15 protein-coding genes are annotated in these 15,099 nt (G+C 51.5%); 9 read left to right on the plus strand and 6 right to left on the minus strand.

Features of this window, described 5'->3' with window-relative positions; all coding sequences use genetic code 11:
• Window positions 1-147: 147 nt before the first annotated feature.
• Window positions 148-756 (minus strand): TIGR04211 family SH3 domain-containing protein, encoded by a 609-nt coding sequence (locus P2G88_RS12070; RefSeq protein WP_275796275.1) that lies wholly within the window; start codon window positions 754-756, stop codon window positions 148-150.
• A 134-nt stretch (window positions 757-890) separates the two neighbouring features.
• Here P2G88_RS12070 and P2G88_RS12075 point away from each other — a divergent pair, with 134 nt between their 5' ends.
• The gene (locus tag P2G88_RS12075; RefSeq protein ID WP_275796277.1) at window positions 891-2,435 is read left to right on the plus strand and encodes a CYTH domain-containing protein; all 1,545 of its coding nucleotides are present in this window, start codon (window positions 891-893) and stop codon (window positions 2,433-2,435) included.
• 13 nt (window positions 2,436-2,448) lie between these two features.
• Entirely contained in the window at window positions 2,449-3,576 is a 1,128-nt protein-coding gene (locus P2G88_RS12080) for an AraC family transcriptional regulator (protein ID WP_275796279.1), read from the plus strand.
• Here P2G88_RS12080 and P2G88_RS12085 read toward each other — a convergent pair.
• From P2G88_RS12085 to P2G88_RS12100, 4 genes are all read right to left on the minus strand, one after another.
• On the minus strand, window positions 3,573-4,112 hold the full coding sequence (locus P2G88_RS12085) for a hypothetical protein (protein WP_275796281.1): 540 nt from the start codon (window positions 4,110-4,112) through the stop codon (window positions 3,573-3,575). The two genes, P2G88_RS12080 and P2G88_RS12085, sit on opposite strands and share 4 nt — an antisense overlap.
• Window positions 4,113-4,123: 11 nt before the next feature.
• Window positions 4,124-4,369, minus strand: a complete 246-nt coding sequence (locus P2G88_RS12090) for a DUF6868 family protein (protein ID WP_275796283.1) — start codon at window positions 4,367-4,369, stop codon at window positions 4,124-4,126.
• Between the two features lie 74 nt (window positions 4,370-4,443).
• Window positions 4,444-5,127: a DNA mismatch repair endonuclease MutH gene (gene mutH / locus P2G88_RS12095; protein ID WP_275796284.1), complete on the minus strand. Its 684-nt coding sequence runs from the start codon at window positions 5,125-5,127 to the stop codon at window positions 4,444-4,446.
• Window positions 5,124-5,750: a lysoplasmalogenase gene (locus tag P2G88_RS12100; protein WP_275796285.1), complete on the minus strand. Its 627-nt coding sequence runs from the start codon at window positions 5,748-5,750 to the stop codon at window positions 5,124-5,126. Before P2G88_RS12100 ends, mutH begins: the two co-directional genes overlap by 4 nt.
• 302 nt (window positions 5,751-6,052) lie before the next feature.
• Between P2G88_RS12100 and rppH the strand changes: the two genes are divergently transcribed.
• The 7 genes from rppH to P2G88_RS12135 are packed head-to-tail and all read left to right on the plus strand — an operon-like array spanning window position 6,053 to window position 13,354.
• On the plus strand, window positions 6,053-6,583 hold the full coding sequence (gene rppH, locus P2G88_RS12105) for an RNA pyrophosphohydrolase (RefSeq protein ID WP_275796286.1): 531 nt from the start codon (window positions 6,053-6,055) through the stop codon (window positions 6,581-6,583).
• A gap of 13 nt (window positions 6,584-6,596) precedes the next feature.
• Window positions 6,597-8,876, plus strand: coding sequence for a phosphoenolpyruvate--protein phosphotransferase (ptsP, locus tag P2G88_RS12110; protein ID WP_275796288.1), 2,280 nt, complete (start codon window positions 6,597-6,599; stop codon window positions 8,874-8,876).
• A 34-nt stretch (window positions 8,877-8,910) separates the two neighbouring features.
• A complete protein-coding gene (locus tag P2G88_RS12115; protein WP_275796291.1) occupies window positions 8,911-9,711 on the plus strand; it encodes a sulfite exporter TauE/SafE family protein in 801 nt (266 codons plus the stop codon).
• 33 nt (window positions 9,712-9,744) lie between these two features.
• Window positions 9,745-10,536, plus strand: coding sequence for a prolipoprotein diacylglyceryl transferase (gene lgt, locus P2G88_RS12120; protein ID WP_275796293.1), 792 nt, complete (start codon window positions 9,745-9,747; stop codon window positions 10,534-10,536).
• Between the two features lies 1 nt (window position 10,537).
• Entirely contained in the window at window positions 10,538-11,371 is an 834-nt protein-coding gene (locus tag P2G88_RS12125) for a thymidylate synthase (RefSeq protein ID WP_275796294.1), read from the plus strand.
• Window positions 11,372-11,387: 16 nt separating this feature from the next.
• Window positions 11,388-12,398: a response regulator gene (locus P2G88_RS12130; RefSeq protein ID WP_275796296.1), complete on the plus strand. Its 1,011-nt coding sequence runs from the start codon at window positions 11,388-11,390 to the stop codon at window positions 12,396-12,398.
• The gene (locus P2G88_RS12135) at window positions 12,398-13,354 is read left to right on the plus strand and encodes a sensor domain-containing diguanylate cyclase (RefSeq protein ID WP_275796298.1); all 957 of its coding nucleotides are present in this window, start codon (window positions 12,398-12,400) and stop codon (window positions 13,352-13,354) included. The genes P2G88_RS12130 and P2G88_RS12135 overlap by 1 nt, the downstream gene beginning before the upstream one ends.
• Before the next feature lie 27 nt (window positions 13,355-13,381).
• Here the strand turns inward: P2G88_RS12135 and P2G88_RS12140 are convergent, their stop codons facing one another.
• Window positions 13,382-14,926 (minus strand): MFS transporter permease, encoded by a 1,545-nt coding sequence (locus tag P2G88_RS12140; RefSeq protein WP_275796300.1) that lies wholly within the window; start codon window positions 14,924-14,926, stop codon window positions 13,382-13,384.
• Window positions 14,927-15,099 lie beyond the last annotated feature (173 nt).

Here is a 15,099-nt window from a genome sequence, read left to right on the forward strand (position 1 = left end):
AACCACCGTTGCAGAGCAAGATGCTTCTTTGACACTAGCAAAGAATGCTGGACCTAGCATGGTGAAACAAAAAAGCCCGGTAAAGACCGGGCTGGGGAAGTAGGGAAGGCGATGCTGTTAACCGAGCTTTACACTATTTAAGCGCAGCTACATCCAGGCATCGTTACGCTTTCGCTTACGCGGGATAAGCATAATGATGACGCCCAAAATGATACCGGCCAGGCCAATAATGCCGCCGCGGGTCAACCACTCAATTTGCACCTTACCTTCTTTATGATCCAACTGGCGCTCAAGCTCAATTTGTTCTTGTTGCATCTGCTGTATCCTGGACAATAACTGCTGATTGGAGGACTGCAAATTGGCAATTTGTTGTTTCAACGGTTCGGTCTGCGCTCTTTCAGCGTTGAGATCCTGATTGGCTTTCTGCAGGGCCTGACGCAATTCAGGTACGCTTTCCCTGACCGAAGGTTCGTCGCTGACAAAGCGCCCATCGACCCATCCGGAGCGCTGCTTATCATCAATAATCTCGACAAAGCCTTCCTGCTCATCCCGTTGCAATTGTGTCACTTTGCTACCAGCGACCACCGAACCCAAAATCCGGTAATTTCGGCCTGGACCGGCATGCAGGAAGGTATAAAGGTCATCGGTAATATACATAGTCTTGCCTTCTGTAGCAGGCTCCTGGGCAGAAACACTGCCGGCAGCTAACACAGCACTAAGTGACAACAACAAGACGATGAACAGATTTTTCAACATGTTAGACAAGACATGGCTGGCAATTCACTAGATGGTAGGGCGAGCCAAGTTCAAAGGCAAGTGCTTGTGAAATAGGCGGTTTCTGAAGCTTAAGGCGGCAACGCCAATTGCCAACCAGGGGCCATGGGGGTAATGTGGCGTTTTTATCCCATAAGCATCTTGTAGAGATGGCAACCGAAACCGAATTAAAACTACTGGTTTGCGCAGATATTGACGCTGCGGCACAAGTGGAAGCACAGCTGCTACCGCAACTCTCTCAGCAGGTTGAACCCAGGCAAATGGCCTTGATTAACCGCTATTTCGACACCCCGGATAAGAAGCTCAGAGCGATGGATATGGGGTTTCGTGTGCGCGGCCGCGACGGCCATTTCCAGCAGACCTTAAAAACCGCGGGTGTAGAAGCGGGCGGCCTGCATAGTCGGCCAGAGTACAATATTGAGTTAGCGGACCAACACCCGGATTTAACCTTATTCGATGCACAAATTTGGCCTGCCGGGGTGTCGGTGGGACAGCTGCAGGAAGAGATTAAACCGCTTTTCACCACGCACTTTTTGCGCCGCGCCTACGATTTGAAGCTGTCTGAAAATGAGCAGGTTGAGCTGGTTATCGACAAGGGCCAGGTGGCGACCGAAGATCATCAGCAGCCGCTGTATGAGGTGGAACTGGAACTGCAAGCCGGAGAGCCGCGCATTCTTTACGAGTTGGGACTCAAACTCATTGATGTGCTGCCCGTGCGACTGGGTATTTTAAGTAAAGCGGCCCGTGGCTATATGTTACTTGGTGGCGATCAGCTTCAACCCAGGGGGTTGCCTGATTTTCTGCCACTGGATGAGTCTGGCACAGTGGAAGATGCCTTTTGTAAAGCCATGCATTATGGCCTTTCCCATTGGCAGTATCATGAACAATGTTATTTTGATACCCAGAAGCCCAAAGCCTTAGGTGGGGTAAGAACTGGCATTCAGATGGTGTGTCAGGCTATCAGCCTGTATTTACCGCTACTGCAGTGTGACCAATTGCTGAATCTACAGACCCGCTTGATTGCTCTGCTCAATGATTGGTATTGGGTGGAAACCCTGCTTGGCATCAAAGAGTTGCGCTCTCGCAAGGGGCCCTTCAGAAAGCGCCTTGGTAAGAGTGAGGATTTACTCAGCTATTTGCGGGGGCGTCATGAAGGTTTGGTGCTGCAAAATAAGCCAGATGAGTTGATCCTGAATAAACAAAATGTCCGCCTGCAACTGGAATTGGCGTTGATGACCCTGGATAAGCCTTGGCGTAACGTTGGGCAAGGCTGGCAGTCCCCCGTGATGGAGCATGCCAGGGGATGGTTGGCGCAAGGCTGGTTTAACATCAGTCAAAGTATGCCCAGGCGCAAAAAACTTAACGCTCAGAATTATCTGGCCAACGAGCCGCTGTTAAAGCAGACCTTGTTTAACGGCTTGTTTTTGGCCGGGCTCTTCAGTCAGGATCATCGTGACCAGTTCAGGGCTCCGTGGCTGGATATTCTCGATGGTATAGAAGAACTGAGGATTCTGTCATTGTTAAAAGCCGAGCTGGAAGTGGCCGATGTGGAGGATAAACAGGAGTTGCATGGGTGGATAAAAGATAAGTTTTCCCACCTGTTGGCGGTCATGGAGCAAAGTCGCAAAGTCGCGTTAAAACTCGAACCTTATTGGAAATAACAGCGGGCGATTGATGGCGTCCTTTACTCCTTACCAAACATTGCTAGTGGCATCGCTGGCATTGTGGTTGGCACCACTGATGCTGATGTGGGCACGTTATGACCTGATGCCCCATGCCAAGGAGTTGTTCCTGGCCTTATTGTTCACCCCAATCTTGCTGGTGGATGAACTGTTGCTGGCCTTTGATGCCTCTCCCCAATGGTATTTTCTGGTGGGGACCTTTAGCTGCATGCCGGTGGTGATTGCCACCTTGCTATCCATTGCCATTGCCCGCCTGATGCTGGAGCGACAGCGTTTTAATCCCTTGCTGATCTGGCTGCCTGCCATCATTGCCATGGCCGCTCAAATACCCATGCTGTTGTTTAGCACGGAGCTAAAATCCACCTTGTTGCATGGTCCGGTGCTGGGACAACTGGGGCAGTGGTGGCCAGTCTATGCGCTGGCGGCGCTGGTGCATTTTATGGTGCTGTATGTCGCCATCGTTGTTGAGCAACGGATTGCTGACTATGACACACACCTGTCGGAGCAGGTGGTGGATGTGCAGTTTTACCGGATGTCAGCGGCCATGAAAGCCTTTGGAGGCCTGATCACTCTGGCGTTCGTTGGGCTGGTACTCACCCTGCTGGTAGCCTTTAACCTGTTGCCTCTGGCCAGTTGGCGTAGTCTGAGTAATGTCAGTTACTACCTTTTATTTACCTTATTGTGCTGGGTGATGACCGAACGTCGCAGCTATTCACCATCACCCATTAACTATGCCTTGCTAAAGAAAAATAACTTTAGCGACAGCCTGCTGCGTGACACCCTGGCACGGGCGGAAAAGGCCCTGATTGAGCACAAAGCCTACAAGCATATTGGCCTGCGCATTCGCGAATTTTCCACTGTGGCGGGGGTGGATCCTAATGTTCTCGCGGTAGCCACTCATAAGTTACTCAACCGCAACTTTCGGGCTTTCGTTTTCCATTACCGCTTGGAGTACGCCAAGAACGTGCTGATGCATAGTGATGTGAAAGTGTCAGCCGTGGCCAGACGATTGGGGTTTGATTCGGAGAAGTTCCTCTCCAATATGTTTGTTAAGTACATTCAGCAAATGGCCAAAGATGAAAAGGCCCAGGATCCGCAAGACGACCTGAAACTACCCTAGGTTTCTATTAACGTAATCAGCAGGCTGAGTACCAGTGCAATCAGCACAACGCCAATCCCCTGACTGGTAATAATATTTTGGGTCTTCTTATACCCCTGGCCGCGACCTATAGGGGCACTGGGACTGATATGCTTCGCTGCAATCTCTGTTTCCCCGACCTTCACTTTCTGATGCAGCCCCAGGATCAGGCAGAAGCGGGTGTACTCTTCGCCGAAATTGGCATACACCTGATGGTCGGCCTCAATCTTGTCATTGGCGTTGCTGACTGTACTGTAAGTGACTAACGCCACCATCAACAGCATGCCCCAAGCCAGCCATTGGGCATATTGAATGTTGAATTCCGGCGTAAAGAACGAGCCGATAATGACCCCGTATACTCCCGCACTGACAGTCAGCACAGAACGCAGAAAGTTGAGTGCATCCCGCTTATGCTGATGCTCTGAATGATGGTATGCACGCATACCATCAAACATCTCGCGCTTGTTTAATTCGTAACTGCTGCGGTTTTTATCGTCTAGGCTGGCGGTAGGATCCATGGTTTTTCCATTTAGCTAATCATGTGCCGTAAGACCAAGTAGGGCACCAAGTTGAAAAACAGCCAAAAGAGTTTGTAAAGCGCCAGAAACTGCAGGTAAACCAATGGCAGTTGTGACTTATCCAAATTGAACAGTCGGCTATGATAGTCAGCAACCCAATTTTTACACAGGGTCAACATCAGGGCACTGAATACCAGCAATCCCAGATGAATGGCCGTGCACCAGCCTAAAAATTGTGTGAATTCTGAAAGGGTCACAGATATTTTCGATTTTTTATGGATAACAAGGATTTAGCACATACTGACGGCCTTGCAAGCCGGAAGTTACAAGATCAGCAAAACGCCTGATTCAACAGGGATTGGGTGAAGGGCTTTTTCAGGTAGAAGCCTCGTGGTCGGGTCATAATGAATTGGCCGTCAGTGCCTACCGCTTGGGTCAGGGCGCTACCATCGGCGGCTTTGGGGCGAAGTTGCAACACTTGCCCATGGCGGGCACTGATGTTTTCTATCTGGCCCAGGGCAATCAAATCCATTAGTTCCTCCCAATCCTGACGCAGCAGACGCTCTTCTTGCGCACAGGGAGACCATAGAAATGCCGTTGCCACTCTGCGCTGAGCGGGTGGAATATGACGACTGGCTTCGATAGGGATCCAACACACCTGAGATAACTTATTGCGCACGTTCGAGGTTTCCCAAGTCAGTCCGGCAATCCCGGTTAGCGGGGCATAACAGACGTAGGTGGTTTCCAGCGGTCTTCCCTGTTCGTCGATAGGCAGGGTTTTAAGCTCCACACCCAGTTGCGGAAAATCTTGTTGAGGTTTCGAACCGGCCTGGGCTCCGAGCCACAATTCCAGAAGCTGTCCACTCCAGCCTTTGTGGCGACGCAGATCCTGTGGGGTAGCAATGCTGGCAAGGTCAGCCAGCTCGCCCAGGCTTAAGCCGGCCAGCGCATGGGCGCGTGCAAGCAGTTCATCGACGCTGGCGGGTGGGCAGTTGGCTGGCTGTATAGGTTTCATGCTCGTAAACGCAAAGCACCGTTTACCAGACCGAATTGTGCCAGATAGTAGGTCAGCATGACGGCATGATCGGCAGCGTCGAAGGGCTGAATAAAATAATTCCAGGCCAGCAGTGCATCAGAGAGCAGGAAGCTGGCAGCACCGAGTAGCAGCCAGGGGTTGGATTTATAGGCAAGGATGGCGCCGCTGGCCATGGCGCAAATTACCAACATATAAATCAATACGGGTAAGCGCATGCTGTCCAATTGGGGTAACAGCTGGCTTAGCATCAACAGGGCGAATACAGCCACTGCCGTCAGGGGAGCTATCTTCCAGCCTTGCCAATGGCGAAAACGCATAAAGTTGATGAAATAGGTGAGCTGGGCCAACAGGAATGCGCCCAACCCTAAGAGAAATCCCTGCGCCAGCGGTAAGGCCAACAAAATGTCACCACAGGCAGAAAAACCCAGGGCCAACAGAAGCAGGTGCTTGTTGTTTTGCGCGTTGCGGGCGACCAACAGCATCAACCAAAGGATGGGCAGGGCCTTAAACAGAAAATCGAGTGGGTAGGGGCGATAAGTCAGACTGATTAAATAAAACAGACTGGTTCCGGCAAAAATCAGATTCCAATGGGGACTTTTCATTGCTTGTTTCCGTGACACCTTTTAGTAACGACCGAAATCCATGGCCAAACACCCCAAACATTTTTATGACATGGCCGTAGATTGCGCGCCATAGGCTTGGGACTGACAAATTATTAGCTGGTTTAATGCTTTGAAAGCACAATAGTTTATGGAAGAATGCAAAGCTATAAAAGAACTAAAGGGCACCCACGACCAGCGTTAACTTAATTTGGCTAAAAATCTCAACAACGCCGGACAACCTTTGTTCCAGCGGCCAAATAAGAAGGCGGTCAGGTGGGGGTGCTATATGCCCGGGGGTCTACGTGATTGATGCCGAAGGATTCCGAGCGAATGTCGGCATAGTGATTTGCAACAGGATAGGGCAGGTATTTTGGGCAAGACGCTATGGCCAACATTCCTGGCAGTTTCCGCAAGGTGGAATAGACCAAGGTGAAACTGCCGAACAGGCAATGTATAGAGAACTTCACGAGGAAGTGGGACTCAAACCTCACGACGTGGAGATTCTTGGGGTAACCAAGAATTGGGTGCGGTATAAGCTACCCAAGCGCCTGATCAGGCAGGGCAGTGACCCTGTTTGTATCGGTCAGAAGCAAAAGTGGTTTCTGCTGCAACTCACGTGCGATGAGCAAGATGTGAATTTGCTCCATTCCGGTCATCCGGAGTTTGATGACTGGCGTTGGGTGAGCTACTGGTATCCGGTACGCAATGTGGTGTCTTTCAAGCGCGACGTTTATCGTCGGGTTATGAAAGAGTTTATGCCATTGGCTATGCCGACCCATGTCCAGCAGCAGCCTATGCTTAACCAAAAACCCAGACGTCGTCGCAGGAACTGAGGCGCCATAGACCATGCTTACCCAACTCAAGCGCATCGTCCAGGAAGTCAACCAGATACAAAATCTGGATGAGGCCCTTGCGGTGTTGGCTAAGCGTTTGCAGGAAGCGATGAAGGTAGATTGTTGTACTATCTACCTGGCCAATTACGAAAAACAACACTTTTTGCTGATGGCCACTGAGGGGCTTTCCAAGGACGCCATTGGCAAGGTTTCTATCGGTTTTTCAGAAGGCCTTATCGGTTGGATAGGGCAGCGTGAAGAGCCCATCAATATTCAGGATGCTCAGTCTCATCCCAGATTCAAGCATTACCCGGAAGTAAAAGAAGAAAACTATCACGCCTTTATGGGCAGCCCCATTATTCACCAGAGAAAGGTGTTGGGGGTGCTAACGGTTCAGCAGAAGCGTAAACGCCGTTTCAGTGAAGATGAAGAAGCCTTCCTGGTGACCCTGGCGGCGCAAATCGCCCTGGAAATTGCGCATGCCGAGGCCAGGGGAGCGCTAAACCTTACCGATGATCTCACCAAACGGCTCTGGCAAAAATCCTTGCGGGGCGTGCCCGGTGCTAACGGTCTGGCCATCGGTGAAGGTTTTGTACCGCACCTTAAATTCAATTTACGCAACCAGATCTTAAAGCGCAGCACACAAAGTGCCAAAGAGGTGACGCTCTACCGCGAGGCAGTGAAGAAAACCCGTGCAGAAGTGGATCTCCTCTCTGACCGTATGCAGGGTGAAGTCCCCGAGGACGTCTTGGCCATATTTCAGCTGTATCAGCATCTGTTAGATGCCAACAGTTTGGGTCATGAAGTGGAAGAAAAGATCCACAGTGGCTGGGATGCGGCATCTTCCCTGAAAATGGTGGTGGAACATTACGCCAATCAGTTTCGCTCCATGGAAGACCCATATATGCAGGAGCGCGCAGTGGATGTGGAGGACCTGGGCAACCGGGTGCTTGGTCATCTTATGCCGCCGACTGCTGCCAAAGCATCGATCCCGGAGCAGGCTATTTTGGTTGCCGAAGAGGTGAGTGCCTCGATGCTGGCAGAGTTCCCAGCAGAGCGCCTCAAGGGCATTATTTCCATGCGCGGCTCGAATAACTCTCATGCCGCTATCCTGGCTCGCGCTATAGGCCTGCCGGCGGTGATGGGACTGACCGATGTGCCGTTGTCGCTGCTGGGCGGCAAAGACATCTTACTGGATGGCTATTCCGGTGAAGTGATTGTTTCCCCTAATCCCAATATAAAACACGAATTCCAGCAGCTTATCGATGAAGAGCGGGAACTCTTTGGTTTACTGCAAGAGCAGGCGGCACTGCCTGCCCAAACCCAGGATGGGGTAGCGGTGGAGCTGCTTATCAATGCCGGTCTGTCAGCAGAGTTAGAGGGCTGCAACAGCGGTTTGGGTGATGGGGTCGGTCTGTATCGTACCGAAGTGCCCTTTATGATGCGTGAGCGTTTTCCCTCCGAGCAGGAGCAGTGCAAAATGTATCGCGCCATGCTGGAGACTAATCCCGGCAAATCTATCACGATGCGCACCTTGGATGTGGGGGGCGATAAACCGTTGCCGTACTTCCCGGTGACGGAAGAAAACCCGTTTCTTGGCTGGCGCGGTATTCGCCTGACCCTGGATCACCCTGAAATATTTCTGGTGCAGGTGCGCGCGATGCTGCGCGCCAGCCTGGGGCTGGACAACCTTAAAATCATGTTACCCATGATCACCTCAGTGAATGAGGTAAGTGAGGCAAAACGCCTTATTCGCCAGGCTTACTATGAGGTGGCAGAGGAAGCCATGCAGCAGGGACAAAGCCTGGCCATGCCTGAAGTGGGGGTGATGCTGGAAGTGCCCGCCGTGCTTTACCAAATGCCACAACTGGCAGCTAAGGTGGACTTTTTCTCCATTGGTAGTAATGACCTGACCCAATATCTGCTGGCGGTGGATCGTAACAACGCCCGGGTGTCGGGCTTATATGACAGTTACCATCCTGCGGTGCTCAGGGCGCTTAAGCAAATCTGTGATGATTGCCTGCGCTTGGGCAAACCGGTCACCCTCTGTGGTGAATTAGCGAGTGAACCGGGTGGGGTGATCCTGCTTTTGGCCATGGGTTATCGCAAACTGAGCATGAATAGTTTCAGCCTGGCCAAAGTGAAATGGGTGATCCGCAGCCTGAGCCTGGTCGATGCCAGGGTATTACTTGATGAAGTGCTGGAGATGGAGCAACCCCAGCAAGTACGAAACCGTATTAATCGCCATCTGGAAGCCCTGGGTTTGGGTGGCTTGGTCAGGGCAGGAAAATAGCCCTGATCGTGGCCAACCAGAAAGAGGCTTGTTGATGGAACCATTCACTATCCTGATTTTCTGCTGCATAGTGCTCGGTGCAATAGCGGGCTATATGGCGGGATTATTGGGTATTGGCGGTGGCCTGATTATCGTGCCGGCGCTTATGTATCTGTTGCAAACCGTATTGCACTTACCTTTGGATCTGGTGATGCCGATGTCAGTGGCCACCTCCTTATCCACCATTATCTTTACCGGCTTGTCTTCCTTTTTAGCCCATTGGCGCCTGGGTAATCTGGATTGGCAGATTTTCCTGGTGTGTGCCATCGGCATTGCCATTGGTGCCATCAGTGGTGCACAGGTGGCGGTTTTGCTTCCCGGAGAGACCCTTAAAAATATCTTCGCCGCATTGGTGATGTTCCTGGCGCTGCGTATGGCATTTGGTCGTAACCGGGTCTCTGATGCCCGCCTGGGGAATGGCAAATTGGTAATCGTTGGATTGATCACCGGCAATCTCTCCGCTCTCCTGGGGATTGGGGGCGGTGCTTTACTGGTGCCTGCCCTGGTCTGGTTTCGTGTTTGTATGAAGATTGCCATTGGCTGTGCCGCCGCCTGTGGTATGGTAATCGCCCTGTTTGGCACGGCCAGTTTTGTGCTGGCTGGTTGGCACAATGACCATTTGCCCCCCTGGAGCCTGGGATATGTGTTTTTGCCGGCAACCCTGGCCATTGTCAGTACCTCTATGCTGGCGGCGAATAAGGGCGCCAAAATGAGCCAGAGGCTGCCCACCCAAACCCTGAAAAAGATATTCGCCAGCTTTTTAGTGCTGGTGAGCTTACGCATGTTTTTAAGCTAGCCGTGTTGTCGGCGATGTTAGGAATAGGATTGAATGACAGAGTATTTGCAGTTTCCCCAGATTGACCCGGTGATTTTCAGTGTCGGACCAGTCAGTTTGCGCTGGTACGGTCTGATGTATCTGGTCGGTTTTGTGGCCGCCTGGTGGCTGGCCAGCACCAGATTAAGTCGCACTTCCTGGAATAAAGAACAGCTTAGCGATTTGATGTTCTATGCCTTTTTGGGTGTGATTGTAGGGGGGCGTTTAGGCTATGTCTTTTTCTACCAGTTTGAATATTTCCTTAGCGATCCCTTGTACTTATTTAAGATTTGGACTGGTGGCATGTCGTTCCACGGTGGACTGCTTGGGGTGATCGCCGCCTTATGGTGGTTTGCACGCAAAACCAATACCACCTTGTTACAGGTGGGGGATTTTGTGGCGCCATTGGTACCCATTGGCTTAGGTGCTGGTCGCATCGGTAACTTTATCAATGCCGAGTTGTGGGGACGCACCACCGATGTACCCTGGGCAGTGCTTTTCCCTGGTGCCGGTCCGCTGCCGCGTCATCCTTCCCAGTTATATGAATTCTTCCTGGAAGGCTTGGTGCTGTTTCTTATTCTGTGGGTATTTTCAGCCAAAAGCAGACCGGTTGGCGCAATCTCAGGATTGTTCCTGCTGGGATACGGAAGCTTCAGATTTATCGTTGAATTTTTCCGTGAACCCGACGCCCACATTGGTCTTTACAGTGGTTTGATGTCGCAGGGGCAGCTTTTATGCTTGCCGATGATTTTGATAGGCTTCATATTGATAATCAGAGCTTACCGCAAGCAACAAGTAAAAAAATAACATGCAGCAATATCTCAGTTTAATGCGTCAGGTGCTGGAGCACGGCACCCGCAAAGAAGACAGAACCGGTACCGGTACCTTGAGCCTGTTTGGTCATCAAATGCGTTTTGATTTGTCACAGGGCTTCCCGTTAGTGACCACCAAAAAATGCCATCTTCGCTCCATTATTCACGAGCTGTTATGGTTTTTGCAGGGCGAAACCAATATCGCCTATCTGAAGGAAAACGGCGTCAGTATCTGGGATGAGTGGGCCACTGAAGAGGGTGAGCTCGGCCCGGTGTACGGCAAGCAATGGCGCAGTTGGGAAGGTCCCAATGGCGAAGTGATTGACCAAATCAGTGATGTGATTGCGCAAATTAAAGCCAATCCGGATTCACGTCGGCTTTTGGTCAGCGCCTGGAATCCAGCGGTACTTCCTGATTCCCGTCTCTCTCCCAAAGACAATGCCGCCGCCGGACGCCAGGCCTTGCCGCCTTGCCATACCCTGTTCCAATTCTATGTGCTTGACGGGAAGCTCTCCTGCCAGCTTTATCAGCGCAGCGCCGATGTGTTTTTAGGGGTACCTTTTAACATTGCCAGCTATGCTTTGCTGACCATGATGGTGGCCCAAGTTTGTGATTTGCAGCCAGGAGATTTTGTACATACCTTTGGCGATGTGCATTTGTATCTGAATCATCTGGACCAGGCAAAATTGCAACTGAGTCGTGAGCCGTTTCCGGCGCCGCAGATGAAGATCAATCCACAGGTAAAAGATATTTTCGGTTTCAAATTCGAAGACTTTGAGTTAGTGGGTTACCAAGCCCATCCCCATATCAAGGCGCCGGTGGCGGTTTAAGGTGTAAGAGGTCAAGATGAGCCTGAACGTTCTGATCTGTGACGACTCAAGTTTTGCCAGGCGGCAAATGGCCAGATCGATTCCCAAGGATTGGGATGTGAATCTGCATTATGCGGAAAACGGTGAGCAGGCCCTTGCTCTTATTCGTCAGGGCACAGTTGACCTGACCTTCCTCGATTTGAATATGCCGGTGCTCGATGGCTACCAGACCATGGAACAGATCCGTGCACAGGATTTGCCGACCATGGTGATTGTGGTCTCCGGTGATGTTCAAGCTGAAGCTCGTAACCGTATGAAGGCCATGGGCGCGCTGGATTTTATTGCCAAGCCGGTCGATTCAGAAAAGCTCAACGAACTGCTGGTGCAGTTTGGTATTCATGCGGGGGGCGGTGGCGGCCGTGAGGTTGATGAACAGCAACCTTTAACCAATCTGGATGCCATGGACGCCTACCGGGAAATGGCCAACGTGGCCATGGGGCAAGCCGGCGAACGTTTGGCTCAGCTGCTCGGCGAATTTATTAATTTGCCGATCCCTAATGTGAATCTGATTGAAAGCAGTGAACTGCGTATGGCCATTGCTGAGATCCAGCATAAGACCTATGTGTCAGCGGTCTCCCAGGGCTTTATCAGTGCCGGCATCAATGGTGAGGCGCTGGTTATTTTCAACGAAACCAACTTCGCCAGCCTGGTGAAATTACTCAAATACAACAACAGCGGCTTGAGTGAACAGCAGGAAATAGAGGCGTTGATGGATGTCTCCAATATCCTGATTGGTGCCTGTTTGAATGCGCTGGCAGACCAACTCAACGTCAGGTTCAGTCAGAATCACCCCATCATTCTCGGACGCCACTGTGATTTAGACCAGCTGATTAAAAACAGCGTATCAAAATGGCGGCAGATCGTGGCCATTGAGATCGGCTATAGCATCGAGAATCACGATATTAACTTCGATCTGTTGTTACTCTTCCCCAAAGACTCGATGGACGTGATGTTTGAAAAGTTGGTCAGCCTGAGTGAGGGAGCCTGATGGATAATTTACAAAAAGCCGATTTGGAAGATTTCCATTGGCAGATGGAATTAATGGGCTCCATCGAAGTAGGCATTGTGGTGCTGAATCGTCAGTTCGAAGTTAAGCTGTGGAATGAGTTTATGCATAACCACAGTGGCATTCTACCCAGCCAAATCCGTGGCAAGAGTGTGTTTGAATTCTTTCCTGAAATTGACCAGGAATGGTTCCGGCAAAAGACCGATCCGGTATTTAAACTCAAAAGTCCGGCCTTCGTGATTTGGGAACAACGACCTTTTCTGTTCCGTTTTGCCAGCTATCGTCCGGTGACCAGTGCCACCGAGTTTATGTACCAGAACGTCACGCTGTTTCCTCTGCCCTCCCTTTCCGGCGAGATCGAGCACCTTTGTGTGGTGGTTTATGACGTTACCGACGAGGTGATCAGCAAACAGCGTCTGGCTGCCGTCAATCAGCAATTGCAAAAAATCAGCCGGGTAGACGGCCTCACCGGACTCTATAACAGACGTTACTGGGAAGAGTGCAGCGCGATGGAATATAAGCGTTGTTTGCGCAGTCAGGGAAAGTCTTCATTGGTGATCCTGGATATCGATCACTTCAAAAAGATCAATGATACCTATGGCCATCCCACTGGCGATCAGGTTATCCGTACCTTGGCTAAAGTAGTCAAAGACTTAATCCGCGAAACGGATCTGGCCGGGCGTTATGGTGGCGAGGAATTTACCCTTTTGCTGCCGGATACCGATATCAAAGCAGCCGAGTTGGTTGCCGAACGGATCCGTAAAGCAGTGGAAGAGACTATCGCTGAGCATGAAGGCGAACAGATCCGCTTTACCATCAGTGTTGGCGTTTGTGAGTTTAATGCGTCCTTTAAGGACCACCGAGCCTGGCTGGAGCAAGCCGACAAAGGCCTGTATAAAGCCAAAGAAGGCGGGCGAAACCGGGTGGTGGTGACCTGAGCCATTTTGGGGCTTGGACGGGAGGGGCTATGCCCGCTCCCCGGCAATAGCACGGATTTTGTCACGCATCAGGTAAAGCAGCCCTAAACTGGGTAGCACCATCAGGGCAGTCAGCGTGAAGAACCACTGCCAATTCCCCCCCAAACCATCCACCAACACCCCGCTGTAGGCGCCCAAGGTAGTGCGACCAAATGTCGCAACACTGGCCAGTAACGCATACTGACTCGCGGTAAAGGCGCGGTTGCACAGCACCGAAATAAACGCCATAAAGGCAACGGTACCCCAGGCAGCGGTAAACCCGTCCACCACGATGGTCACAAAAAGGAGCGGCTTACTGGGCCCGACACTGGCCATCAAGGCAAACAGCAAGTTGCTGGCTGCCATTACCAGCCCGCCTAAGAACAAACCTTTGATAATACCAATACGCAGGGTGATCAGACCGCTTATCGCTGAGGCAACCACCGTAACGCCCCAGGTTAGCAGCTTGGAGTAAGTACCGATATCGGCGTTGCTAAAGCCAATTTCTTTATAAAAAACAATGCTCATCCTGCCTAAGATGGCTTCGCCAAGCTTAAACAGCAACACGAAAGTCAGCAGCCCCAGCGCCAGGCGCATGCCGTTACGGGAAAAGAAATCGCGAAGCGGCTCACCCAGTGATACCAGCAGCCAGGTGATAATCCGATGGGCAGGACGGATGTTTATCTCCTCTGCCGGTGTCGCCCGCAATAGCTTGCCCATACTATGCAGAGTGAAGCCCAGCAATAACAGCACCACAGCGGCTATTACATAAAGCTGTTGGGTAAATAACTGAGGACCAAAGACCTGGAAAAAGCACAGGGCGATAGCTAAGGAAAGTGCCAGCAACAATAAGGCTGCGCGATGTCCTTGTCCGGCAATGGCCTTTAAGTAATGGGCCTGCGCCTGACCATATTGCTGTTCGCGGTACGACGGCGGCTCTGTGGCGATCCACACACCCAGGCTTATCAATAGCATCATCGCCGCCAGCACCTGATAAATGTCCGGCCAGGCCCAGCCTGAGATATCGGCCACAAAAAAGGGAATGGCACCAAGGCCGGCGTAGCCCGTCCACCAACCGGAAGTGGCCATCGCTGCTGCGGTGGACTGACGCTCGCTATGCTCGGGATCCACACTTTCGATACGGTAGGCATCGATCGCCATATCCTGAGTGGCAGACGATAAAGCGATACCAAGAGCAAGCAAACCGGCCAGGGTCAGGGTTTGGGTGGGGTCCACCACCGACAAGCCGAAGCAACCCAGGCAAATCAGCATTTGCATGCTGAAGATCCAACTGCGTCTTTGTCCTAGGCCCTTTCCTATAAACGGCAGTCGCACCCTATCCAGTAAGGGAGACCATAGAAAATTCACCGAATACACCGCAAAGACCGCGCTGAAATAGCCAATCGCAGAGCGGGTAAGACCGGCGTCTTTGAGCCAGGCCGACATTACCGAGCCAATCATGACCCAGGGAAAGCCAGAGGCAATGCCAAACAAAAAGATGCTGAGCATGGTGCGATTGCCAAAATGGCGAAGCTGCTGGACTAAAGACTGCAAGGCGGTACTTTTATGATGAAATTCAGGCTATTGGGCCATGGATAGCTAGTGCAATCAAGGGGCAAAAGCATACCAAGGCGAGAGCGTAGGTATTTGTCTGGTGGGGCTCAACGCCAAAGGAAGTTGCAGCATCAGAGGACAACAGGGCAGGCTCAACACCTGACACAACCTTA

Source organism: Aliiglaciecola sp. CAU 1673 (assembly GCF_029223185.1).
Lineage (GTDB): Bacteria > Pseudomonadota > Gammaproteobacteria > Enterobacterales > Alteromonadaceae > Bowmanella.

Excerpts from the sequence above, each read along its gene's own strand:
- P2G88_RS12070 (WP_275796275.1), bottom strand. The coding sequence starts at position 756 with ATGTTGAAAAATCTGTTCATCGTCTTGTTGTTGTCACTTAGTGCTGTG.
- P2G88_RS12080 (WP_275796279.1), top strand. The coding sequence starts at position 2,449 with ATGGCGTCCTTTACTCCTTACCAAACATTGCTAGTGGCATCGCTGGCA.
- P2G88_RS12085 (WP_275796281.1), bottom strand. The coding sequence starts at position 4,112 with ATGGATCCTACCGCCAGCCTAGACGATAAAAACCGCAGCAGTTACGAA.
- mutH (WP_275796284.1), bottom strand. The coding sequence starts at position 5,127 with ATGAAACCTATACAGCCAGCCAACTGCCCACCCGCCAGCGTCGATGAA.
- P2G88_RS12100 (WP_275796285.1), bottom strand. The coding sequence starts at position 5,750 with ATGAAAAGTCCCCATTGGAATCTGATTTTTGCCGGAACCAGTCTGTTT.
- ptsP (WP_275796288.1), top strand. The coding sequence starts at position 6,597 with ATGCTTACCCAACTCAAGCGCATCGTCCAGGAAGTCAACCAGATACAA.
- P2G88_RS12115 (WP_275796291.1), top strand. The coding sequence starts at position 8,911 with ATGGAACCATTCACTATCCTGATTTTCTGCTGCATAGTGCTCGGTGCA.
- lgt (WP_275796293.1), top strand. The coding sequence starts at position 9,745 with ATGACAGAGTATTTGCAGTTTCCCCAGATTGACCCGGTGATTTTCAGT.
- P2G88_RS12125 (WP_275796294.1), top strand. The coding sequence starts at position 10,538 with ATGCAGCAATATCTCAGTTTAATGCGTCAGGTGCTGGAGCACGGCACC.
- P2G88_RS12130 (WP_275796296.1), top strand. The coding sequence starts at position 11,388 with ATGAGCCTGAACGTTCTGATCTGTGACGACTCAAGTTTTGCCAGGCGG.
- P2G88_RS12135 (WP_275796298.1), top strand. The coding sequence starts at position 12,398 with ATGGATAATTTACAAAAAGCCGATTTGGAAGATTTCCATTGGCAGATG.